The following is a 24517-nucleotide window of genomic DNA, read 5'->3' on the forward strand; positions in this document are numbered from 1 at the left end:
GTGGATGGAACCAGAGAGAAAAGCCAGTTGCAAAAGCTTATTATTTCTGGTTCTTACCTAACTTGCTTTACTTATTTTGATATTTCAGCACAACAAATAAAACACAATGAAAAATAATCAAAATTTTGCTGTTCGCTTGGCGCGTACGCACTTTAATAGCTGTTTAATTTTACTTTTTTGCGGACTTTTGTTCAATAATTGTAAAGTTAATTCGGGTAGTGCCGGCAAGGCAAAAAGCATTCGTACCCTAATGGTTGGGGGCGGGGCCTCGCACGATTTTAACCAGTGGTATAAACAAGCCGATGCGGCTACCTTGCGCCGGGATAATTTTGCTACCGTGCGGTATACCGATAATACCGATTCGATTGCGGCTTATTTGCCCCAGACCGATGTGCTTTACCTGGCGAACAACCAACCAATAAATAACCCGCAGGTACGCCAAGCTATTTTTGATTTTGTAAAATCCGGTAAAGGTTTGGTGTTGGGCCACGCTGCTTTGTGGTATAACTGGAAAGATTGGCCCGAATATAATTTGCAACTGGCAAGCGGCGGCTCGCGCGGCCACGACCGGTACGGTAATTTTAATGTAAATATTATTAACACCAACCACCCGGTTACCAAAGGCGTGGAACCTGCCTTCAGTTTAAAAGATGAACTTTATTATTTTAAAACCGACCCCAACGGACCCGGCGTAGAAGTATTAGCCAATGCCAGTGTTGCCGGCTCCGACCGGATTTTTCCTTCGGTATTCGTGGTAAATAATCCACAGGCCCGCATTGTAGGAATTGCTTTAGGCCACGATGCCGAATCGCATAATATTACCCCGTACCAAACCTTATTGCGCAACGCAATTAAATGGGCCGCCAAAAAATAAAATCAGGCCTTTTACACAATATTGAAAGTTCTCCTTTGGAGGGGGCAAGGGGAGGAATTACTTTCTAAAATTAATACCACTATCAAATAAAAATGCGCTCAAACCGAATTTTGGTCATCCTGAGCTGGTCGAAGGATCTATAACAGCATTGTAAATTAATTATTAGATGTTTCGACAGGCTCAACATGACTACAATAATGTAGGCGCATTAACCAATTAGTAGTATTATTTGCGAAAGTTCTTAAAATATTATCATCAGCAAAATATTACCCTTAATTAATAATTTATTAAACCAAAAATATAATTAGTTCTATGGAGCAGAAAAAAATAACCGTTGTAATTGTGGGGATGGGTTTTGGCAAAGAATTTATTCCAATTTACCAAAGTCACCCCAATATTAAAGCCGTAGGTATTTGTACCCGCAATCGCCAAACCTTAGACGAATTAGCCGCTAAATACAACTTAAGTCCGGATTTGTGTTTCGAAAATTTTGAAGATGTACCGCAACGCGCCGATGTAGATGCCATTCATGTGGTAACACCGGTACCGGAGCACGCCAAAATGACTTTGGCCTCTTTAAACGCCAACAAACATACCGCCTGTACTATACCTATGGCCATGACGGTTGAAGATTGCAAAGCCATTGTGGAAGCCAAGCGCAAATCGGGTAAGGTGTACATGATGATGGAAACTGCTTTGTATACCCGCGAATTTTTATATGGTTTAAACCTGGCCGAAACCGGTCAACTGGGCCGGATTCAGTTTGTGCGCGGCTCGCATATTCAAGACATGAGCATGGAAGGCTGGGCCGAATACTGGAAAGGCTATCCGCCCATGCTGAATGGTACCCACGCTATTTCGCCGTTGTTGCGCATTAATAATACCAAAGCCGAATCGGTGGTTTGCCACGGTTCCGGCCGCTTAAGCGAAGATTTGGCCAGCCGTTACGGTTCGCCGTTTGCCGTGGAAACAGCTACGTTTACTTTAAAAGATTCGGATGTAGTAGCGGAAGCTACACGTTCTTTGTTTGATGTGGTACGGCAATACCGCGAAAGCTACGATGTATACGGCACCAAAATGTCGTTTGAGTGGGAGCAATTACAAGACGAAGAACACGTAATATTTGACGGCGGCGAAAATGCCCGCCGTATTAATGTGCCCGATACCGATGAATTATTAATTGAACCGATTAAGCACTATACCAAAAGAGAAAAAATAGACGACCCGAATCACGTTTCGTTCTTGCAAGGAGCCGGCCACGGCGGCTCGCATCCGCACTTGGTGCAGGAGTTTGTGGCTGCTATTGTGGAAGGCCGCGATTCGGCGGTGGATGCTGCCTTGGCTGCCAATTATACCTGCGCGGGAATTTGCGCCCACGAATCGGCGATGAACAATGGTAAACGCATTTTTATTCCCGATTTTGAACAACAGGATGAAACGGTTTCAAATAAAGCATCGGCCATAGAAGCCTAAATAGCCGCAGAACAGGAGAATGGAGATTGAATCTGTTCTCCTTTATTTTTTCAATTAACCAACTTTTATGATTCAGTTTGGGGTAAGTACATTTGTTTGGGTTTCTCCGTTTGGTACAGATAATTTTAACCTGCTTAGTAAAGTAAAAGAAATAGGCTACGATATTTTAGAAGTAGCCGTGGAAGATAAAAATCTAATTAATTGGCCGGAGTTAAAGCAAAGAGCCAGCGATTTGGATTTAAAAATTACGATTAGCGGCGCTTTTGGTCCGGACCGGGATATTTCCAGCGAAGTGGCGACCAACCGCGAAAATGGCTTAAAATATATTACGGATTGTATAGAAATTGCCGCTGAAATGGAAAGCCCTGTTTTTACCGGACCGCTTTATTCGGCAGTAGGCAAAACCCGGCTAATATCCGAAGACCAGAAAAAGCAGGAGCGGAGCTGGTGTATTCAAAACCTGTTAAAAGCCGGCCAGGTTGCGGCAGATTACGGCGTTTTGTTAGGCGTAGAACCTTTAAACCGGTTCGAGACCGATATGATTAATACCGTAGATCAAGCGCTTTTGCTGGTGCGGGAAGTAAATCATAGCCAGGTAAAAATTTCGCTCGATACGTTTCATGCTAACATCGAAGAAAAAAATATTTCCAATGCCATCCGGCAAATAGGTAAGGATTTATTGTGCCATGTGCAGGGCAACGAAAGCGACCGCGGTACGCCTGGCACCGGTCACCTGGATTGGGCAGGTATTAAAACTGCTTTAGCCGAAATAAATTATACGGGAGCCGTGGTGCTGGAAACTTTTGGTGCGCCCTCGAAAGAATTAGCCAAAGCTGCTTGTATCTGGCGGCCTTTAGCCAACAGCGCCGATGAACTAGCCCAGGAAGGTTTAGATTTTTATCAGCAAATATTTAAAAACTAATTTGGCAGAAAGCACCTGCTGCGGATAAAGCTGTCTAGCTTAATAATAGGAGGAAACGTTGGCCTTGCTGTGTGTTTTCACCAGCAAGTAGTTTAGCAGAGGCATTTGAATTGGCAGTGATAACACTACCAATGGTGCCAGATCCTGATTATAGCGGAAAAACAGAAGAGCTTCAATAAAGAGCATCTTATTCCAAAGTATTCAAGTTATTAAAAAATTAGTTTATCAGTTTTTAGTTAAAAAGAAGCGCACCGGCATAGAACCAATATTCCCTTAATCCCTTAAGTTTGCGCCGACTTACTTTTTGTTTTAACGGTAAAACCGGTCTAATTTAGGCCGGAGATTCTACAAGCAGGAGTAGCCGCGGGTAATATTTATTATCAGCTAAAATATTAAGTGTTTAGCTAATTATTTGTCTTTTAATTTATTAATGAAAAAAGTTTTTCTATTCTTCGGCCTGCTTTTGGCGGGAAATGTCCAAGCCCAATATATTGACAAAGTAACTGATCCGGTGGAGTGGGTAAACCCTTTAATGGGAACCGATTCTAAACCGAGTTTATCCAATGGCAACACGTATCCGGCCATTGCGGTGCCCTGGGGTATGAATTTCTGGACGCCCCAAACCGGACAAATGGGAAACGGCTGGGCTTATACTTATGCCGCCGATAAAATCAGAGGGTTTAAACAAACCCACCAGCCCTCACCGTGGATGAACGATTACGGCCAGTTCTCCATTATGCCAGTTACCGGCCGTCGTAAGTTTAACCAGGACGACCGCGCCAGTTGGTTTTCGCACAAAGCCGAAGTAGCCAAACCTTACTATTACAGCGTGTACCTGGCCGATGCCGATGTGACCACCGAAATAACCCCCACCGAACGCGCTGCCCAGTTTCGGTTTACCTATCCTAAATCGGACAGCTCTTTTATAGTAATAGACGCCTTCGACAAAGGATCTTACATAAAAGTATTGCCGCAGGAGAAAAAAATTGTGGGTTACTCAACCCGGTACAGCCGCGGACCGCTGCCTAACTTTAAAAATTATTTTGTTATTTACCTGGATAAACCTTTTACCACCGCCCGCACCTGGCACGGCAACAAACTGGTAAAAGATTCCCTGGAAATTAACGCCAACCACGCTGGCGCCATTATCGGGTTTAAGACTACCAAAGGCGAGAAAGTAAACCTGCGGGTAGCTTCTTCTTTTATTAGTTTGGCGCAGGCCGAACTGAACCTGAAACGAGAACTGGCCGGCGATGACTTTGAAACTACCAAGCAAAAAGCAAAAGATACCTGGAATAAAACGTTGGGCCGTATTACCGTAGAAGGTGGCACCATCGACCAGATGCGTACTTTTTATTCTTGTTTTTACCGCACGCTCTTTTTCCCGCACAAAATGTATGAGCTGGATGCAAATAACCAGATTGTGCATTACAGCCCTTACAACGGCAAAACGCTGCCCGGTTATATGTTTGCCGGCACCGGCTTTTGGGATACCTTTCGGGCCTTGTATCCTTTCCTGAACTTTGCTTACCCTAGCATTAACAAAGAAATGCAGGAAGGTTTGATAAATGACTTTAAGGAAGGCGGCTGGTTACCCGAGTGGTCGAGTCCTGGTTTTGCGGATATTATGGTGGGCAATAATTCGGCCTCCGTGGTAAGCGAAGCCTACCTGAAAGGCCTGCGGGGCTATGATATTAATATTCTTTACGAAGCTTTAATTAAAGGCGCCAACAACGCCGGACCCATGACCGCCGTGGGCCGGGCAGGTGCCGAATATTATAAAGAATTGGGCTACGTACCTTACGATGTAAAAATCAATGAAAATGCCGCCCGCACTTTAGAATACGCTTACGACGATTTTGCCATTTATCAGTTAGCCAAAGCGCTGGGCCGTCCGCAATCCGAAATTAATTTGTACGCCAAACGCAGCCAGAACTACCGGCATTTATTCGACCCCGAAACAAAACTGATGCGCGGTAAAAACAAAGACGGTAAATTTATGACGCCTTTTAACCCGTTTAAGTGGGGCGATGCCTTTACCGAAGGCAACAGTTGGCATTATTCCTGGTCGGTATTCCACGACATAAAAGGGCTAGCCAATTTAATGGGCGGTAAACAGCAGTTTGTGGCCATGCTCGACTCGGTGTTTGCCATGCAACCGGTCTTCGACGAATCTTATTACGGCGGGGTTATTCACGAAATTCGGGAAATGCAGATTGCCAATATGGGCCAGTATGCGCACGGCAACCAACCCATTCAGCACATGCCTTATTTGTATAACTACGCCGGCCAGCCCTGGAAAACGCAGTATTGGGTACGCGAAGTAATGGACCGGATGTACCGGGCTACACCCGATGGTTACATCGGCGACGAAGACAACGGGCAAACTTCCGCCTGGTACGTTTTCTCAGCTTTGGGTTTTTACCCCGTAACGCCCGCCTCTAACCAATATGTGTTAGGCGCACCTTTGTTCCGGAAAGTAACCGTAGCCCTGGAAAACGGCAAAAAGTTGGTGATAGAAGCCCCGGAAAACAGCGCTGCCAACCGGTACGCCGGAAAAGTAAAGTTCAACGGCAAAACTTACACCAAGAATTGGGTCGATCACCGCGATATTTTCAAAGGCGCTAAGCTCTTTTTCGACATGGACGAAAAGCCCAACACCAGCCGCGGTACCCAGGAAGCCGATTATCCTTATTCTTTCTCGGATGAAAATAAATAATTAAGCTAGCTAAATTAATAACTGAGGTTTCGCAAATATTAAGAAATATAGGTTTAAGCAATTCACTATTGTCATTCAGGAGGAACCTATTTAGCAGGTAACCACATAGGTTCCTCCTGAATGACAATAGTGGGCTCCTTAGAATAACATACCCCAATATTTAATAAATTAATTATAATATGAAAAATATTCTTTTTGGGATAGCGCTTTTCGTGTTGGCCCTAAGCAGTCAACCTACACTGGCGCAAATCCGGAACTGGCAGGAAATAGGGCCTTATATCAGCAAAGATTCGGTCTCGAAAGGCAAGTACACGCTCATATTTATTAACCGCGATACGGCCTTTGCCGCCAGCGGCGAAGAAATACAAAAACGTATGACCGAAGCTTTCTTTAAAGTTTATCCCAAAGAAGCCAAACGGTTTAATCGCAAAACGGCCCGTCGGGTAACGTTTGTTATAGATCCGGCTTATAAAGGCGTAGCGGCAGCCAGCCACGGCATTATCCGGTACAGCCCCAAATGGATGCTTACCAACCCCGGCGATATTGATGTGGTTACCCACGAAGTCTTTCATATTGTGCAGAGCTATCCGCGCGGGGCCGGACCGGGTTGGCTAACCGAAGGCATTACCGATTACGTGCGGCATAAATACGGGGTGGATAATGCCGGGGCTAACTGGAGTTTAACACCTTTCGACCCGAAGCATAATTATAAAAACAGCTACCGCATTACCGCCCGCTTTTTGGTATGGCTGGAGAAAAATGAAAACAAGAAAATTGTAGATGAACTGGACAAGGCTTTGCGCAACAAAACATATACGCCCGAAACCTGGGTTAAGCTTACCGGCAAATCTTTAGACGAACTCTGGGCCAATTATGCCCAGAATCCAGCAATTTAAATATTTTGAAATCCGGGTAGTTTGCCGGTGCTTTTACCCGAAATTTTAAATGCAGGCGGGCTGGGTTTGACACAAAAGTAATATTAGTAAAAGCCAGCTACTACTTGCATCTCCGGTATGGCGAGAATATTGGTAAATATTAGAACTTTTAGTTAAGAATTATTCAGTTGAGTATGCAAAAGAAATATCAGATGGGTAGCCGCGTAATGCTTGGGGTTATCCTTTTCGGGGCAGTTGAAGTATTTGGTTTAAACCTTCATACAGACCAATATACCAGCATGAATAATCCTTTATCCAACCAATCCGCAATGGCTGCGGACTCAACGCTGAGCCAATTAGTGGCCGGCGATGCAACGCCACAGCTAATAAGCAAACAATTTAAGTTCACCGAAGGCCCCGCCACCGATAAAGCCGGTAATATTTATTTCACCGATCAGCCTAATAATAATATCTGGAAATACGATACCGCGGGTAAACTTTCAATATTTTTAGATAAGGCGGGCCGGGCCAATGGTTTAGGTTTCGATAAAAAAGGCAATTTGCTGGCCTGCGCCGACGAACAAAATCAATTGTGGTCTATCAGCCCCAAAGGCAAAATAACGGTACTGGTTACCGATTACCAGGGCCAGAAGTTAAATGGCCCTAATGATTTATGGATAGATGCCAAAGGCGGTATTTACCTGACCGACCCGTATTACCAGCGCGATTATTGGGAGCGGCAAAAACCCGAAATAGAAGGACAAAAAGTGTATTATTTAGCGCCGCGTAAGAAAGAATTAATGGTGGTAGCCGATGATTTGGCCCAACCCAACGGCATTATTGGCACGCCCGATGGTAAATATTTATTTGTAGCCGACATAAGAGCTAACAAAACTTATAAGTACACCATTGCCCCCGATGGTACCTTAACCGAAAAAACGCTTTTTGTAAACCAGGGTTCCGATGGTATCACTTTGGACGAACACGGGAATATTTATCTGACCGGCAGAGGGGTTACGGTTTATAGCCCCGCCGGAAAGAAAATCGGGAATATACCCGTACCGGCCAATTGGACCGGCAACGTAACTTTCGGGGGCAAAGACCGGAAAACCTTATTTATTACCGCTTCTGAATCGGTATTTACGTTGCCCATGCAAGTAAAAGGCGGCAATCATTATTAAAATCAAGCAAAACTTCTTACTGGTTTAGTAGCTGGCCAAGAACATACTTGCTAATGAGGCATTACTAAACCAATATATAAATTTACTTACCGAACCCTTCAACCATGCCCTCCTGGCGCGTGGCCCTAAACACTTATGTTCAGTAATGGGGTCCCAGGTCCGAGGCATAGAATATTTTTAAAAAATAATAGCCTAATAATTTAATATCGTATGCGGGTAAAAATTACTTTAGTTATATTCTTTGTTCTTGGGCAATATGTGGCATCAGCGGCGGGCTTGCCAGATTTGGTGCAGTACGTAAATACGTTGCAGGGTACCAATTCCAAACACGAATTAACCCGCGGCAATACCTACCCAACCACCGCTTTGCCTTTTGCCATGCACACCTGGACGCCCCAAACCGGTCGCAATGGCAACGGCTGGAAATACCAATTCTTTGCCGATTCCATCCGGGGTTTTCAGCAGGCGCACCAGTGCAGCTCCTGGACCAACGATTACGCGGTGTTTTCGCTCATGCCGGTAACCGGCGGGTTAGTGGTTGATCAGTTTAAAAGAGCTGCCCGGTTTAGTCATCAGAACGAAATTGCCAAACCGCATTATTATAAAGTTAGTCTGGATAACGGCATTACCACCGAGCTTTCCCCAACTGAGCGAGGCGTACACACCCGGTTTTCTTTCCCGAAAAATAAAAAAGGCGCTTACCTGGTGCTGGATGGGTATACCGGGGCCAGTATGGTGAAAATTATTCCCAAAGAGCGGAAAATAATAGGATATGTACACAACGGACGGGAACTGCAAAAGAATTTTAAAAACTACTTTGTTATAATTTTTGATAAGCCTTTTGTAACGCACGGCACCTGGGAAAACCGGAAAAATGAAATATTAACGAATAATTTAATTGCCGAAGGTAACGGTTATGGCGCGTATGTGCAGTTTAAGGATGGTGAAGCGGTGCAGGCCAAAGTAGCCTCGTCTTATATTAGTCCGGAGCAGGCCGAACTGAATCTTAAGCAGGAACTAGGTAAATTTAAACGATTAGAAGATACCAAAGCCGCGGCCGGCAATATTTGGAACAAACACCTAAACCGGATTTACGTGGAAGGCGGCACCGAAGCCGAAAAAGCTACTTTTTATTCTTGTTTTTTCCGGGCCAGTTTGTTTTCGCGGCAATTTTTTGAAATAGATAAAGCCGGTAAGCCTTATTATTTTAGCCCCTATGACGGTAAAATTCACCAGGGATATTTATATACCGATACCGGTTTTTGGGACACTTTCCGGGCGCAATTCCCATTGAATACTATTTTGCACCCCACCATGCATGGCCGCTACGTAAGCGCTTTGCTGGATGCGCAGGAACAATGCGGCTGGCTGGCATCGTGGTCTTATCCGGGAGAGGCCGGCAGCATGATTGGCAACCACGCCATTTCTTTACTGGCCGATGCCTGGGTAAAAGGAATCCGCACGTTTGACCCCGCCAAAGCTTTGGCCGCCTACCACCACGAAGTTACCAATAAAGGACCCTGGGGGCCGGCAAACGGGCGCGATGGCTGGAAAGAATATTTTACCTTGGGTTACGTGCCCTACCCGAAATACCGCGAAGCTACCGCCAAAACTTTGGAATATGCCTACGATGATTTTTGCGGCTACCAGTTGGCCAAATTAACGAACAACTCTTTTTACGAGCAGGTATTCGCGCGGCAAATGTATAACTATAAAAATGTGTACGATGCTGCCCGTGGCTTTATGCGGGGCAAGCAACCGGATGGCGCCTGGATGCCAAATTTTGACCCAATAGAATGGGGCGGGCCGTTTACCGAAGGCAACGCCTGGCATTACCAATGGTCGGTTTTTCACGATGTACAAGGCTTAATAAGATTAATGGGCGGCGAAAAGAACTTTACGGCCAAATTAGATTCGGTGCTTTCGGTGCCCAACAAAGTTAAAGTAGGTACTTATGGCGGCCTGATTCACGAAATGACCGAAATGGTTATGGCCGACATGGGCCAATATGCCCACGGTAACCAGCCCATCCAGCACATGCCTTATTTGTACAACTACGCCGGCGAGCCCTGGAAATCGCAACGGCTAACTCGTACCATTATGGCTAAATTGTACAATGCCACCGAAAACGGTTATCCCGGCGACGAAGACCAGGGGCAAACCTCGTCGTGGTACGTGCTGAGCGCTTTAGGTTTTTACAGCGTTTGCCCCGGTACCGACGAATACCTAATGGGCAGCCCCGTTTTCCCGAAAGCAACCATTACCCTGGAAAACGGTAAAAAATTTATTATCGAGGCTAAAAACAACAGCCAAGAGCAAGTCTATATTCAGTCGGCAACCTTAAACCAAAAGCCTTATACGGCTAATTTTATCCGGCACCAGGATATTGTAAACGGCGGCACGCTACAATTCGAAATGGGCAGCCAACCGGCCAAAAACCGCGGCACCAAACCAGCAGACAAGCCATTTTCTTTAACTAAAATCTAAAAAAAAGCAGCAAGCTTTTGGGTAGGTGAATAATTAAAAACAACAAAATACAACCCATGCAAAAACGAGCATTTTACGATAGATTACTGTTTGGATTGGGTTTGCTGGGTATTTTAGCGCAGTGCCGGAGCCCTGTAACCGAAACTTCCGGTAAAGCAGATAAACGGCCGAATAAAATTTTAATCATGGTGGCACCTGTACCGGATTAATGCCGATGAAATGGAACTGAACGATTTAACCGGACAATACCTTGAAAAAGTTAAAGTAATGAATGCCATCTGGCAGCAGAGTGCCACCCGAAATAAGGTGTTGCCAAAAGGCTTGTAACCTAAAAATGAATATTTGGTAAAGTCTTAAACCAGAATACTTTTTTCCTGCAGGGCTTGCCGCAACTGTTCCGGGGAAGTAAAATGAATCGAAGAAATACCGACCTGTTCGGCGCCTCTTACATTAAGGGGATTATCATCAATAAATATTGCCGTTGTAGGTTTTATTTGGTAACGGTTCAGTAAAGTTTGGTAAAATGAAGCAAAGGGCTTTCGGTTTTTTTCGGTACCCGAAACCACAATTCCATCGAACCAGGTTAAAAAACTAAACTTTTCTAAAGCAACCGGGAAAGTCTCAGCCGACCAGTTGGTAAGCGCATACAACTTGTATTTTTGGCTTTCTTTTAATTTTCTCAGAATAGTTACAGTTCCGCTAATTTCTTGGCCCAGCATTTCGGGGTAGCGGCCGTAAAAGGCCTGAATATTTTCTTCGTGTTCAGGAAATTTTGCAATTAAATATTCTTCAGCTTCCGCAATGGTTCTACCGGCATCCTGTTCTTCATTCCAATCTGGGGTGCAAATATTTTGAAGAAAGTACATTACCTCTTCTTCTGTCTTAAATATTTTCCGGTATAAATATTTAGGGTCCCAGTCTATTAAAACGGCTGCCAGGTCAAAAATGATGGTGTTTATCATAGGTTTAAGGTCCGCTTATTAATCAAATGTCCGTTAGCTTACTTCCGGATTAACGGTGCGTTTTCGCGCAAAGGTAACAGAACTGCCGCATGCGCCAGAAAAAAGGGGCAGATAATTGCTTTATTTAAGTTAGAAGGCTGTTTTATTATAATCTTCTTAGATAAAGAACTTTGAAAAGTTGTGAAATTTATGGTATTTAAGCAGGAAAAAATATGGTGCGCCATTAAGTTTTGGCAAGAGCAATATTTTCTGACTAATACCAGCAATGGTGTTTATTATATTGGTTGGGTTGGGGTGCAAACAGGAGAATACTGTTGAAGTATGGAGTAGCGGGGTAATAGGGTTGATTGCGCTTTACAAGAGGATTTGACCAGTTCCGGTAAGGATGGTAGCAGATAATAAAAACATTGTAAGGCAAAAAAACGAGCCATTAACCCAACCCATGAAAAACGTATTACGCCTGGTATTTGCCAGTATTATTTTCCTGATTTGTTTACCTAGTCCGGCCCAAGCCCAGAAAGGAGAAATAAAAGGTAAAATTATCGATAACGCGAGTAAGAAGCCATTGCCTTATGCTACGGTGGCTGTTTACCGTGCACAAGATACCACGCTGGTAACTTTTAGGGTAAGCGACGATAAAGGACTATTTAAAACACCGGGTTTGCCGTTGCAGGTGCCCCTGCGGGTGGTCGTGTCGATGACAGGTTTTGGTGTTTACCGCAAAGAACTAACTTTAAGCCCCACCGAAACCGTAGCAGATTTAGGCGAGGTAATCATGGGCGAATCTGCCAAAATGCTGAGCGAGGTGTTGGTAACCGCCGAAGTTCCCCCGATTGTGGTCCGGAAAGATACTTTGGAATTTAACGCCGCCTCTTTTAAAACCCTGCCCACCGCCCTCGTAGAAGATTTACTGAAAAAATTACCGGGCGTGGCCGTGGATAATGCCGGCAATATTAGCGTAAACGGCAAAGCCGTAAATAAAATATTAGTAGACGGCAAAGAGTTTTTCGGCGACGATCCCAAAGTAGCCAGCCGTAATTTGCCGGCCGATGTAATTGAGAAAGTACAGGTAATGAACGACCCTGATGCCCTGCGCCGCAATCCCGATATGCCTGCCAACGATATTCCGCAGGTAATAAATTTAAAGTTTAAAAAAGGAATTAAAAAAGGTGCTTTTGGTAAAATATACGCCGGGGCTGGCCAGCCAGGCCGCTACGAAGGCGGTGGCATTCTTAATATTTTTAAAGATACCATGCAGGTAAGTGTGCTGGGTTACTCCAATAACCTGAATCGGCCCGGTTTTGGGTTCGAAGATATTTCTAGGATTGGCGGCTTTAACCGGAGTGGCATAAATTCAATGATGATCCGGAGCGACGGCGGCTTTGCTTTAAACGATATTTCTTTTGGCGGCACGCAGGAGGGCATTCAGCAATCGAGTGGGGGCGGCGCTAATTTTAATACCATTCTGCACAAAAAAATTAAACTAAATCTGCTTTATTTCTTCGGTAACATCAACGCCGATTTAAACCAGCTAACCAACTCGAACCAGGTGCTCCCTAACCAGACCCTGAACACCCGCCGCACCCGCGACCAAACCAGTCAAAATTTTAATCATAAAATAGGTGGCCGACTAGACTGGCAATTGAGCGAGCTAACAAAAATTACCATTACACCCAGCGTTACTTGGGCCGCCAGCGATTCCCGGCAGAATGCCCGCACCCTAACTACCGAAGAACCTGACGAACTTATAAACCAAAGCGACAACGACCAAAGAATGGATAATGGTGTCAGCGGTTTTTCTACCAACCTGGCCCTGGACCAGCTATTCAAGAAAAAAGGCCGCCAGTTTAATATTTACGGGAATTATTCGCTAAATACCACCCTGAACAACCAATACAACAATGCTATAAATACTTTTTACCGGCCGCAACCTTTTACTTCTTTATTAAACCAGCTACGCGAGAACGATCAGTCTAATTTGTTCATCCAGAATTCCTTGAATTTTACCGAGCCACTCACCAAAAATATTAGTGCTGTTTTGCGGGTGAATTCCCGTTACTTCAACGATCATAATATTCTGAATACCTACAACGCTGCTTCGGATTTAGCGGTCTACGACATTCCCGTTCCTGAATTATCGGATTTTATAAAACGGCAGGGCTGGCGCAATGGGATAACTACCGGCTTGCGTTGGCGAATAAAGGAATTAAGTATTAATCCTGGCCTGGAGTTTAATTCTATTGCTATTCAGAATCAGTTTCAGAAAAGCCCCCAGTTAAATCAAAACTTCGCTTACATCCGGCCCGCGCTAAGTATTAGCTGGAAAGAATTTTACGCCAGCTATAACACCTACGTGGAGGAACCATTTGCCCGGTATTTACAGCCGGTAATTGATAATACCAACCCATTATTTATTCAGTACGGTAATCCAACGCTGCAACCATCTGTAGATAACCGTTTTTACCTGAGTTACCGGAAATACGATACCAAACGCTTGCTGAACTATAACGTGTATTTAAATGGGGGTAATAGTAAAAACGGCATTGTGCAAGAGCGAACCCTTAATTCGGAAGGGGTGCAAACGGCCCGGCCGGTAAACGCCGACGGCATCTGGCAGGTTAGTACTTACGGCAGCGTGATGAAAGATTATAAGTTTAACGACAAAAATCAATTTTCTATTGGTACAAACTTTAGGGTGAGTTATAATAAAAACCTGGTGCTGCTGAATAACCTTAAATCCGATGCGGTTACCTGGGGTTTATACCCATCAATAGAAGGCCGCATGAACCTAGATAACAAAATTGAGCTGACGCAAAATTATTCCATCAGCGGCCAAAGGAGCACTTACGAAAAAAATACATTCGATAACCGGCATTTTATTACCCGCAACTGGCGTTCCGAAATTATTATCCGGCTGCCGCGCAAACTGGTTTGGGAGTCGCAGCTAGATTACCGCTACAACTCGAACACAGTACCGGGGGTACAAAAAAGTTTCTACCGGATTAATGCCGCTGTTACCTATTTATTCCTGAAAAACGATCGGGGTCAACTTAAATTTGCCATTTACGATTTGCTAAACCAGAACATCAGTAATTACCGGTTAATTCGCGAAAACATGATAGAAGATTACCAAACTACCGTTCTGAACCGGTACGGCCTGGTAAGCTTTACCTATAATATTCGCAACTTCGGGGGCAAAGTAGGAGGCACGAATTCTATGTTCCGGTTTTAACAATTTCTTTCTCAAACTTAGGCCCTAGCGTATTAGGGCCTTTTGCCTAATTATTTAAACTAATGGCGCACTCTTTTCTTGGAGATTGATTATAAGGCTATGTTGTACACATCTGTCATTCAGGAGGAAACTATTTGGCTACTAACTAAATAGTTTCCTCCTGAATGACAGAAGTGGATTACTTAGGTTTTATTATATAATTTTTGTCTGACAATAATTTCTTAAAGTGCCTAAGCTAATATTTGGTATAAATGATTTCGGGCATTGTCGATTATCAATGCTGTAGACGTTCTTAATTTATTAGACTCAAAACGGCTACTAAGCTGGTAAGCTGTCCAGCGACTTAATCTCTGCTTTATATTTATTTGGCAGGACGATGGTTTTTAAGAACCAATCTGCTTTTATACTTCTGCTCAGTTTATAAAGGCTAATCAAAGGCTTAAAAAAGGATATTTGTGAAAAACCAAATAACGCGCGTACCTCGTCTGGCACAACCAGTTTTTGCGCCTCCAACAAGATTCGATAACGCACCACGCCCAAGTGTTTGCAATATTGGCTGAACAGGTCATGGGTATAAGAGCTGTACTGCAGGTTTTGGTGCAGGTGTGTTTGCCGCATTATTTGCCATGCGGCAAAGGTTTCGGGCAGGCCGCGCAGTCCCATCCGGCTACCTACCCTGTAAAAAACACTAAACACTTCCTGTTTTTCAGCGCTACCCAACTTACGTTCCAGCAATTCAAAAGACCTGATTGAATAATCGATGAGCATGAAAAGTACATCCCGGTAAGCCCAGTCCGGAATACTGATGCCGCGCTTGGCTTCTACGCTGGCGTGAATGGCCGCCATGGCATCAATAGCCTGCAGGGCAGCTTGTTTCTCAGAAAATACAATTTTGCGGGCGTACGAAACCGTTGAAAAAAGCCTGCCTAAAGGATCGGCCGGCAGGCGACCTGTAAAATATAACCAATCTACCGCCTTGTTCAGGGCAAACTCAGCGGCCGCACCGGCAAATATGAATAAAATCGTGTCACCCTTTCCCCAAATTTGCCGCACCACCGAGCCTTCATCCACGAAATATTCTTTACTCATAAACAGCTAATTAATATTGAAACGACTAATCCTTGTGCCTAATTTATACCATATCAGCAAGCAATTCTGGCACCTGCCTGATGTTCCTTAACTTTGTTTAAATTAAATCGGGCGCTGTTACTTTCGCAACGCCTTCAATTTTCACCTTTCTGGTATTGTTATTTAAATCTAAATCAATCAGCAGGTTATTCGGATCAAGGCCGGCACGCTCAGGTTTTTCTGCTACCTGAAGAATAAACGTTTGTTTGCCCGATTTAATGCGATGCTTTTGGCGGTAGAGTGCTTTTGCTGAGGTGGCGCCAGTTGTACGTGGGGCATAAACGCCAAGTTCTATCCAATCTTGCAGGGGAATATTTGTTTCCAGTCCGAGGCTATCGACGGTTACCTTGCGTGCTTCTACTTCCAGTGTTACCTGCCAGATACCGGTGGCGGTTTGTTTCGCAGTTGCCAGGTTTGTTTCCAGTTCCCAAAACGTGTTGGCCGCGAAGAGATCGTGTACCAAATAATGCAACGAATCCGGCGTTACGGCTTGCAACTCCCGGTAAAAATCGAGCGTGGTTGGTAGGGGCGGGTTAGGTGTATAGGCTTGCAGCATCTGCCGGAGGGCATTATTTACCTTATCCTTGCCAATGTAATTTCTTAGGGCGAAAAACGCAAAAGGCCCTTTGCGGTAATTCATAAAAGCGTTGTTGGCCCGCAGCAATGGCGGCGCAGCCCGCGAACGGGGAACCTCATACTCCTGTCGCATCTGCGACAAATATTTAAGCAAATGCTCGTAGCCCAGGTATTTCTCTACTACTTGCATGGCCGAGTACGTCGCCATGCTTTCGATGAGTAAACCGGCACCTTCGACTGCAGCGGGAGCAAACCCTAAACCCCACCATTGATGCGCTACTTCGTGGGCCATAATGTGGTAGGGCAAGTCGAGACAGCCCGGCTTAGGATTCATCAAAGAATATCCTTCCTCGTAATCAATGGTCATGGGTTCAGCGTGCATGCCGCGGCCCGGGCCAGGCCGTTCCAGCACCCGAAAATGGCTGTAGGGGTAAGGTCCGAATTCCTGCGTGTAATATTCCAGCGAAGCCTGGGCGCTTTTTACCATCCGTGCTACATTGGTGTTATGGGCCGGATGATAAAAAATCTGGATTGAAACAGGCTTACCGGGGCTGTTTAATTTTTGAGTGGGATTGGTAGCTTCTTGGTCTGATTTTCCTGAATGGGGCTGCCACTTGGCTTCACGCACCGCGTATCGGGCCGAGAAAAAAGCATACTCGTTGTTAATTGGGGCATTGGTAACATAGTGAAAATATTGCCGGTTTCCCTTCGTCCAAGTTCGGCGCAGCGAACCGGGTGCCACCGCGAGCTGGTCTTTGGTGGTGCTAACAATTGCTTCAAAGTCTAGCTGTTCTGCATGCTGCGCATCATAACGCGCGGCAATATTTGTGAGCGCAGGTCTCGCCGGACGCGGAGCCAGCCCATACGTGGCGCGATCCTGCGCATCGTGTAACCGGCGATCTTCGTTGTAGCCAATTGCAGGCATCCAGTCGTTACTATCAATATGACTACCATTGGCTACAACCGAGGCATCTACACCATTATTGCTGAAGCCATGTGGTTTAATATTTATTTTGAAACGCATTTGTACAGCCTCGCCGGGGGCAAGCGGCGTTTTAAGGGAATATATCTGGTAACCGAGTTTCGCATCCAGCACCACCGGGGTAGTTGCCCGGTTAAATAATATTCCGGTAATTTCAACGTGCGGAACGGTAGAAAGGTGGATGGCGCCAATAGCCACTTTGCTACGATTTACCAGATAATACGTACCGCTTATGTTAGCCGCTCCTTTGTCAGGATAAATCTCGGTGTAAAATTTCGTCCGTACCAGCGTTGGTTGCGGAATATGTTCGTATTGCCCGTAACGGCGCTCGTATTCTGCCCGCATTTCCAGGCGCTCTGCCTTATTTGTATATTTATTCAGGACGTTGGTGTTGTAGAATATGAAGCTACCCGCTACAATAACCAATACTAGGGCCACAAATAAAGCCGGTTTGTATTTGCCGAAACGGTGTTGGGCTAGATTAATTCGTGAGGTAAATCCAGATTCTTTGCTGCGCACCCAGAACAGCGTGGCTATTACCGTCAAGAGAAATGTCCAGGCGGCCCAGTAGAACTTGAACCAAAGCCAAGGTTTTATAAAAGGGCCAAAGCCGCGCATATCACTGTACGACCAGCCGGTGTCGGAGGCGTAGATTAGCAAATTGTGCTCAATGCCGAGCATGGATGCAAACATGATGAACCCATAAGCGCAAATCGCTGCCATGTAACCAATATATTTCTGGTTAACCAGTACATGTATCACAAAAACAAGTCCGGCGAAAAGAAGGTAATTTGTGAGCTGAATGCCGAAGAGTGCCTTGATATACACACTAAATTCAAAATGGTGATAATCCATGACGAGCTGGTTAATTATTCCAGCCACCATCAGGAAGGCGACCCACGTGGTGAGGAGAAGAGCAAGGCCCAGGAATTTACCCAGAAACAATACCCATTCGGGAGCCGGGGTCGTGTCATAAAGCTCATTCAGGCCGGTTTCGCGTTCGCGCCAGACGATTTCACCGGCGTAAAAAATGGTGAGCAAAGGAATAATAATCCACTGGGTTTGGTAGCTGTTCAAAGCTGGCGTTATAATTCTTAAAACCTCCGCGGTACGGGCAAGCAGCGGAACGCCCAGCCACTCCATATATTCGGTTGCAAACAAACCTGTACCTATTGCTAAAAGAGCTACGAGCAGGATTCCTCCCCAACTGCGTGCCAGCGTTCTGAACGCCATCCAGGTAATGGCAAATATTTGTTGCGCATACGTAATAAAGGCAAAATCACGCTTGCTGTAAGGTACTTTAACTGGATTGGTTGAAATATTGGGTATTTGCGAGGTGCCCAAGGCCGCTTGCTCCGCAGAACGAATATTATTTGGTAGGCGCCTGAAAATTCTTGACCAACTAATTTGCGGCGTAACGTGGCTCATTTGAAAGCGAAAGTAGGTGAACGTAAGCGCGCCTAAAGCAAGGCCAATCCATACAATTCGGTTCCAGAGCCAAAGGCCTTCCAGTACAATCAGTCGCGTATTCTTTTCCATTGGTGTCCAGCCCTCCATGTCTACTAAAATGCTGGTGCCCAGCAAGTCCATCAGGCTACCTAATACCTTCCACTCCAGCATAAACCTAACCGTGGTACCGCCAAACTGAGAAAAAATAATGATTAGAATGCTGGCAATATAACCAGCTACGGCCCGGCCACTCCAGGCAGCAAGCGTAAACTGAATGGCTGTCGTGACGATGACTGTAGGCAGGGCCAGAAACCCAAAATTTGTTAGATAAGCGGCAATACTGAACGGACCAATAAATTGGGTTTTTGCACCAGGGCCATAAAAGGAGAAGAACATGCCAATGTAAAGAAGCAGCAACATGAAGCCATTTAGCGTTAAGGCAGCGAGAAATCGTGCTCCCAGATAACTGAATTTACTTACCGGTGTGGTGTAAGTAAGCGGATGCATACGTGTTTGCCTATCGCGGGTGGCCGCCTCGCCGGCAACGACGCCGCCAATTATTACCCATATTACGCTGCCAAAGACGGTAAAGAAAGCTATTGTACCAGGGGCGTTAAGGCGCGTGCCATCGGTAAGCGTAACCATTCTCAGAATCAGAAAGCCGAATAAAAAGAATAGGGCAAACAGGAGCCAGGTGGCAACATGCCGCAACTGGTACCGGAACTCAAACCGAAAAATTTCTGCAAACTTCATGGCTTTATGGCAATAATATTATCATCTGTTTTCAGGTCAATGAGTAAGTAGTCAGGGTCAATACCAGCCCAGGAAGGCTTGCGGGTTACCCTTAGTTTAAGCGTTTGCTTGCCGGAACGAATGCGATGTTTTTGCAAGTAGAGCGGCTCTTTTGTAGCAATATTTTTGGCCTCATCAAATATTCCTATTGCTATCCAGTCATGCATCGGAACCTCCGTTTCCACGCCTGCGGTATCAGTTACCACCTTGCGGGCCTCCACCTCAAGCGTTACCTGCCAGGCGTTTGCTCCGGCTGGCTTTGTCGTAGCGCGCTTTGTCTGGAGTTCCCAGTAGGTGTTCACCTTAAACAGGTCGTGCAGCAGGTATTGCAAAGAGTCCGGCGTAACTGCCTGCAATTCTCGATACAGATCAAGGGTGGTGGCCAGGGGAGCATCTTGTGGTCGATGCTTCTCCAGCAGGCGCCGCAATGCCTTATTTACTTGCTCCTCGCCAATATATTCGCTCAGGGCGTATAGCGCAAAAGGGCCTCTGCGGTAAGAAAGGTACGGATCGAGGCCTCGGAGCAACGGTTCGCCCCGATGGATAGCGGGGTAGGGATACGGCTGCCGCATGAAGTTTAAAAGTTGGCGGAGATGTTCTTTTCCTTTTTGTTCTACTACCTTCATGCCATAATACCAGGCGAGGCTCTCGCTCATTACCGGGGCTCCTTCAACGTTGGCATACGGCACGGTCCAGAGGTGTGCCATTTCGTGGGCCACTATCGCGAATGGATGATCGTGGCTACCCGGTTCGTTCTTTGGGTTCCAGAAAGTAAACCCTTCTGCGTGCGTGATCATGCCCGCATCAGCGTGCATACCTGTGCCGTTTCCGGGGCGCTCAACCACGCTCAAATAATTGCGCCGATAAGGGCCAAACTGCGCGGTGTAGTAATCCAGGGAGGCTCGTATGCTCCGTACCATACGATTAAGGTGTGCCGTATGCTGCGGGTGATGGAATATCCGGATCGCGACTTCCTGACCCGAGCCATCGGGATTCTGCCAGGAGGCCTCGTGCAAGGCGTACTTAGCGGAAAAGAAGGCATACTCGTTGCCAACCGGGTCATTGGTTGAATAGTGGAAGTAACGGCGGCCACCTTTTGTCCAGGTCCGGCGCAACTCCCCTGGCGCAACGGCTACCTGATCTATATCGGTAACTACCACCGCCTCAAAAGTGCTACCCTCATCGCTCTTTTTGCGTGCTGCCGGGTCGTAAAGGGAGGCGATTATCCGGCGCGGAGCGAGCCCGTGCTGCCGGCGGTCGCTGGCAGTAATTAGTTCTCGACTGCTTTGATAGCCGATAACGGGTAGCCAATTATTTGTGAAGTAGGTGCCATTTTCCACTACCGAGGCATCGACGCCATTCTCGCGAAAGCCATGTGGCGCAACGCGCACCCGGAAGTTGACTTGCATCGAGTCGCCGGGTGGTAAAGGCTTCTCTAATTTATAAATCCGGTAGTGTAGCGATTCATCGGTGAGCACTTGAGCTACCGTTTGGTCGAATGTCACCTTTCCCGTCTCAACGTCGGCAGCGGTAGTCAGGTGAATGGCATTAATTGCTGTGTTGCTGCGGTTTACGAGCGAGTACGTGCCGCGAATAGTTAATGCCAGTTGGTGAGGATAAATCTCAACATGCAGGGTTGTTGCTTTCAACCGGGGTTGCGGCATTTTAGCGTACTGTCCATAACGGTGCTCGTACGCAGCACTGCGTTCTTTTAGTTCGGTGGCGGTGCGGTATTGGTTCAGCACGTTGGTATTATAAAAAATGAATGTGCCTGACGTTAAAATGAACAGTATTGCTGCCCAGGCAATTAATGCCGTGCGGCCGGTGTAACGATTACGCGCCAACCAAAGCCGCTTGCTGATGCTTTTCTCCCGGCCGCGCACCCACAGTACCCGCGCCACCACCGCAAGCAACAATGCCCACGCAGCCCAGTAACCCTTAAACCACAACCAGGGCATAATAGATGGGCCAAAGCCGCGCATTTCGCTATACGACCAACCCGGACCTGCACCGTAGATTAATAAATTGTGCTCAATACCGAACAAGGAAGCAAGAGCAATAAATACGTAGAGGATTATTGTCACCAAATGCCCGACGTACTTCTGATCCACGACCACGTGTACTACTAAGGCCAGCAATGCAAAGAGGAAATATTCCGGAAACTGAAGCCCGAACATAATTTTCAGGTACAACCCTATCTCAAAGTGCTCATAACCCATTAGCGATTGCGCAATTATTCCGGCGGTAGCTTGGAGTATCAGGAATACAGCAAGCATAAGGCTGAGCCCTAGCAGCTTGCCAAGAAATAGAGGCCATTCCGATCCTGGCAACGCATCAATTATTTCTCCTAGTCCGGCGTCCCGTTCCCGCCATACCAACTCGCCGGCGAAAAAAACCAGGAGGAACGGAATGATCACCCAGCGGCTCAATTCATCCGAAAGCGAGGCTGTTAATTCGGCAATGACCAAGGTGGTGGTGGGTACCAGCGGAACGCCGTTAGATGCCATTTGGTCTAACACTACCGGTATGGTCAGGAGTGGAATGCCGGCCAGTAAGGCTAATCCAGCCCAGCTAGTAGCAATAGTTCGGAACGAGGCCCAGGCAATGGTAAGCATTTGTTGCGTGTGGAGCACCATGCCAAAGCGCTGCGGAACTGCGATTGGCGTACTTGCGGTAATGCCGGGAACAAATATTGGGTGTTTCTCGGGTACAGTCTTGTATATACCAAATAATTGCGGGATGCGTAGCCACCAGTTGCTCCCGGCGCGGTGAGTAAATCGAAAACCCAGGTAAGTTGCCGCGAGGGCTAGCAAACCAATAGCGAGCCACAGAAAACGGTTGGTGAGCACCGGGCCTTCCAGTGCCATCAGGCGCCAGTTTTTCTCGAACGGCGTCCATAAATGCGCCATATCTTCTACCACAAAGCGAATACCAATGGGGTCGAGTAATGTTCCCAGACTCTGCCTGAAAAACAAAACCGAAGCAACGAAGAAACCCATGAAAATAATAAGAAAACTGCCTAAATAGCTGGTCATGGCCCGGCCGCTCCGTACTGCCAACGCAAACTGAAATGCTGTAGCAACAAAGGCGTTGGGTAACGAGATAAAGGCGTAGGCAGTAAGAAAGGCAGCCGGCCGGAACGGTCCAATTAATTCAGCATCAACACCCGGCAAGTAAACACCCAGCAGGATGCCCGCTTGTACTGCGAGCAGGAGCAATGCGTTGAGCAGGAGGGCGGCGAGGAAGCGCCCGCCCAGGTATTGGGCTTTACTGACAGGGGCGGTGTAGAGGAGCGGATGCATGCCCATTGCCACATCCCGGCCAGCGGCATCACCGGCTATAGCGGCGGCCATCACCAGCCAAATCAGGCTGCCAAATACGGTGGTTTTGGCAATGGCAAAAGGGGAGTTGAGAAAGAAATCAGCATAAAGCACCTCGGAGAGCGAGCCATCCCGTGTCATTAAAAAACTTAATATTACCAGAACGGCAGCGAAGAGCCAGGGCCAGGGCCGGCGTATTTGGTAAGCGAACTCGTAGCGAAAAATTTCCCGGAATTTCACGGCTGTAGCTCTTTTGTTTCTTGCCCAGTTCGCTGGCGGTAATGTCCGGCCATTGCACTAAAGTAAACATCTTCCAGGTCCGGTTGAACTACTTCAAAACCAGCAGGTGCTGCATTGCTGTAAACATGCACAACCGTGCGCCCGCTTAGCAGTTTGGTAGAAATAATATTATGCTCTTGTTCTACCTGGGGCAGCGCTTTTTTCTCAATAATTTTCCGCCAAATTTTGCCCTTTAACCCTTCCATGGCTTTCAGCGGTTCTGCCTCGTGCAATATTTCGCCCTTGTTGATGATGGCCATACGCGTGCATAGTTCACTTACATCTTCTACAATATGGGTCGAGAGCAAAACAACACTGTTCTCACCCAGTTCACTTAATAAATTTAAAAACCGGACACGCTCGGCCGGGTCCAGTCCGGCGGTTGGCTCATCCACAATCATTAGTTTGGGGTTCCCCAACAAAGCTACGGCAACCCCAAAACGCTGACGCATCCCGCCGGAGTAGCCACCCAGTTTTTGTTTGCGCACCTCCCACAAATTGGTTTGCCGGAGAAGCGCCTCCACCGTTTCTCTGCGGGCGGCGCGGCTGGTAATCCCTTTCAGAATAGCAAAGTGCTCCAGCAGACTTTCGGCGCTTACCTTTGGATAAACCCCAAACTCTTGCGGCAGGTAGCCGAGGGTTTTCCGTACTTCGTCTTTCTGGTTTATAACATCAATGTTATCGAGTTGAATATTACCTGCATCCGGTTCTTGTAGCGTGGCCAGTATGCGCATTAAGGTTGATTTTCCGGCTCCGTTGGGTCCTAAGAGGCCATACATGCCTTTGGGTATGGAGAGCGTTACATTTTTAAGCGCCTGAACGCCGTTGGAATAGGTTTTGGAAAGATTGGTAATTTCTAGGGTCATTCGGTTTATATTTTAGAGTTTACTCTTTACATTTTAATAATGGTATAAATTTAAAAGAACTTTGTAATTCAAAGTATTAGGGTAAAAAATAATCCAGCTTGTTCATGCAACAACAATAAAACTGGAGGAAAGCTAAAAAGCGTACAGCAAAATACTTTAGAAACTACCAAAACATTATTAGGGTATTCGCTATCAATAAAGTTTTTATACTTAAAAGTACTTTGCGGTTCAAAGTTAAAATAAAAATGTATTTATACAAGAGCTCCTGCCAATATTTATAGCTGTTTAAAATATTTATCATCTCTACCATCGTAGAAATACTTCATTCTTATGCTAAATACAGTAAAATGCTTAATTCACGATTGCTATAGTAGTCCAATATTCCGCTAACAGTTTTGTT

14 protein-coding genes are annotated in these 24517 nt (G+C 46.2%); 9 read left to right on the forward strand and 5 right to left on the reverse strand.

Annotation, left to right across the window (positions count from 1 at the left end; all coding sequences use genetic code 11):
• The first annotated feature begins 106 nt into the window (after positions 1-106).
• From F0145_RS20260 to F0145_RS26300, 8 genes are all read left to right on the forward strand, one after another.
• The gene (locus F0145_RS20260) at positions 107-874 is read left to right on the forward strand and encodes a ThuA domain-containing protein (RefSeq protein WP_150091350.1); all 768 of its coding nucleotides are present in this window, start codon (positions 107-109) and stop codon (positions 872-874) included.
• Between the two features lie 312 nt (positions 875-1186).
• On the forward strand, positions 1187-2347 hold the full coding sequence (locus tag F0145_RS20265; protein WP_150091352.1) for a Gfo/Idh/MocA family protein: 1161 nt from the start codon (positions 1187-1189) through the stop codon (positions 2345-2347).
• Positions 2348-2414: 67 nt separating this feature from the next.
• A complete protein-coding gene (locus tag F0145_RS20270) occupies positions 2415-3269 on the forward strand; it encodes a sugar phosphate isomerase/epimerase family protein (protein ID WP_223816172.1) in 855 nt (284 codons plus the stop codon).
• 430 nt (positions 3270-3699) lie between these two features.
• Positions 3700-5988 carry a GH92 family glycosyl hydrolase gene (locus F0145_RS20275; protein ID WP_150091354.1) on the forward strand — a complete coding sequence of 763 codons (2289 nt, stop codon included), beginning with the start codon at positions 3700-3702 and terminating at the stop codon, positions 5986-5988.
• A 179-nt stretch (positions 5989-6167) separates the two neighbouring features.
• Positions 6168-6884 carry a basic secretory protein-like protein gene (locus F0145_RS20280; RefSeq protein WP_150091356.1) on the forward strand — a complete coding sequence of 239 codons (717 nt, stop codon included), beginning with the start codon at positions 6168-6170 and terminating at the stop codon, positions 6882-6884.
• 308 nt (positions 6885-7192) lie between these two features.
• Complete coding sequence (locus tag F0145_RS20285) at positions 7193-8044, forward strand: SMP-30/gluconolactonase/LRE family protein (RefSeq protein ID WP_394349600.1); 852 nt, start codon at positions 7193-7195, stop codon at positions 8042-8044.
• A gap of 210 nt (positions 8045-8254) precedes the next feature.
• Positions 8255-10531 (forward strand): GH92 family glycosyl hydrolase, encoded by a 2277-nt coding sequence (locus F0145_RS20290; protein ID WP_150091358.1) that lies wholly within the window; start codon positions 8255-8257, stop codon positions 10529-10531.
• A gap of 56 nt (positions 10532-10587) precedes the next feature.
• Positions 10588-10740, forward strand: coding sequence for a hypothetical protein (locus F0145_RS26300; RefSeq protein WP_190277603.1), 153 nt, complete (start codon positions 10588-10590; stop codon positions 10738-10740).
• Between the two features lie 144 nt (positions 10741-10884).
• Here F0145_RS26300 and F0145_RS20295 read toward each other — a convergent pair whose 3' ends face one another.
• Positions 10885-11493, reverse strand: coding sequence for an HAD family hydrolase (locus F0145_RS20295; protein WP_150091360.1), 609 nt, complete (start codon positions 11491-11493; stop codon positions 10885-10887).
• 442 nt (positions 11494-11935) lie between these two features.
• Here F0145_RS20295 and F0145_RS20300 point away from each other — a divergent pair, with 442 nt between their 5' ends.
• Positions 11936-14725: an outer membrane beta-barrel protein gene (locus F0145_RS20300; protein ID WP_190277604.1), complete on the forward strand. Its 2790-nt coding sequence runs from the start codon at positions 11936-11938 to the stop codon at positions 14723-14725.
• 318 nt (positions 14726-15043) lie between these two features.
• Here the strand turns inward: F0145_RS20300 and F0145_RS20305 are convergent, their stop codons facing one another.
• The 4 genes from F0145_RS20305 to F0145_RS20320 form a co-directional block, all read right to left on the reverse strand.
• Positions 15044-15814 (reverse strand): oxygenase MpaB family protein, encoded by a 771-nt coding sequence (locus F0145_RS20305; protein ID WP_150091364.1) that lies wholly within the window; start codon positions 15812-15814, stop codon positions 15044-15046.
• Positions 15815-15911: 97 nt separating this feature from the next.
• Positions 15912-19613: an ABC transporter permease/M1 family aminopeptidase gene (locus F0145_RS20310; protein WP_150091366.1), complete on the reverse strand. Its 3702-nt coding sequence runs from the start codon at positions 19611-19613 to the stop codon at positions 15912-15914.
• Positions 19610-23212 (reverse strand): ABC transporter permease/M1 family aminopeptidase, encoded by a 3603-nt coding sequence (locus F0145_RS20315; protein WP_223816173.1) that lies wholly within the window; start codon positions 23210-23212, stop codon positions 19610-19612. Before F0145_RS20315 ends, F0145_RS20310 begins: the two co-directional genes overlap by 4 nt.
• Positions 23209-24117, reverse strand: a complete 909-nt coding sequence (locus F0145_RS20320; protein ID WP_150091368.1) for an ABC transporter ATP-binding protein — start codon at positions 24115-24117, stop codon at positions 23209-23211. The genes F0145_RS20315 and F0145_RS20320 overlap by 4 nt, the downstream gene beginning before the upstream one ends.
• Between the last annotated feature and the right edge of the window lie 400 nt (positions 24118-24517).

The sequence above is a fragment of the Adhaeribacter rhizoryzae genome (assembly GCF_008629685.1).
GTDB classification, from domain to species: domain Bacteria; phylum Bacteroidota; class Bacteroidia; order Cytophagales; family Hymenobacteraceae; genus Adhaeribacter; species Adhaeribacter rhizoryzae.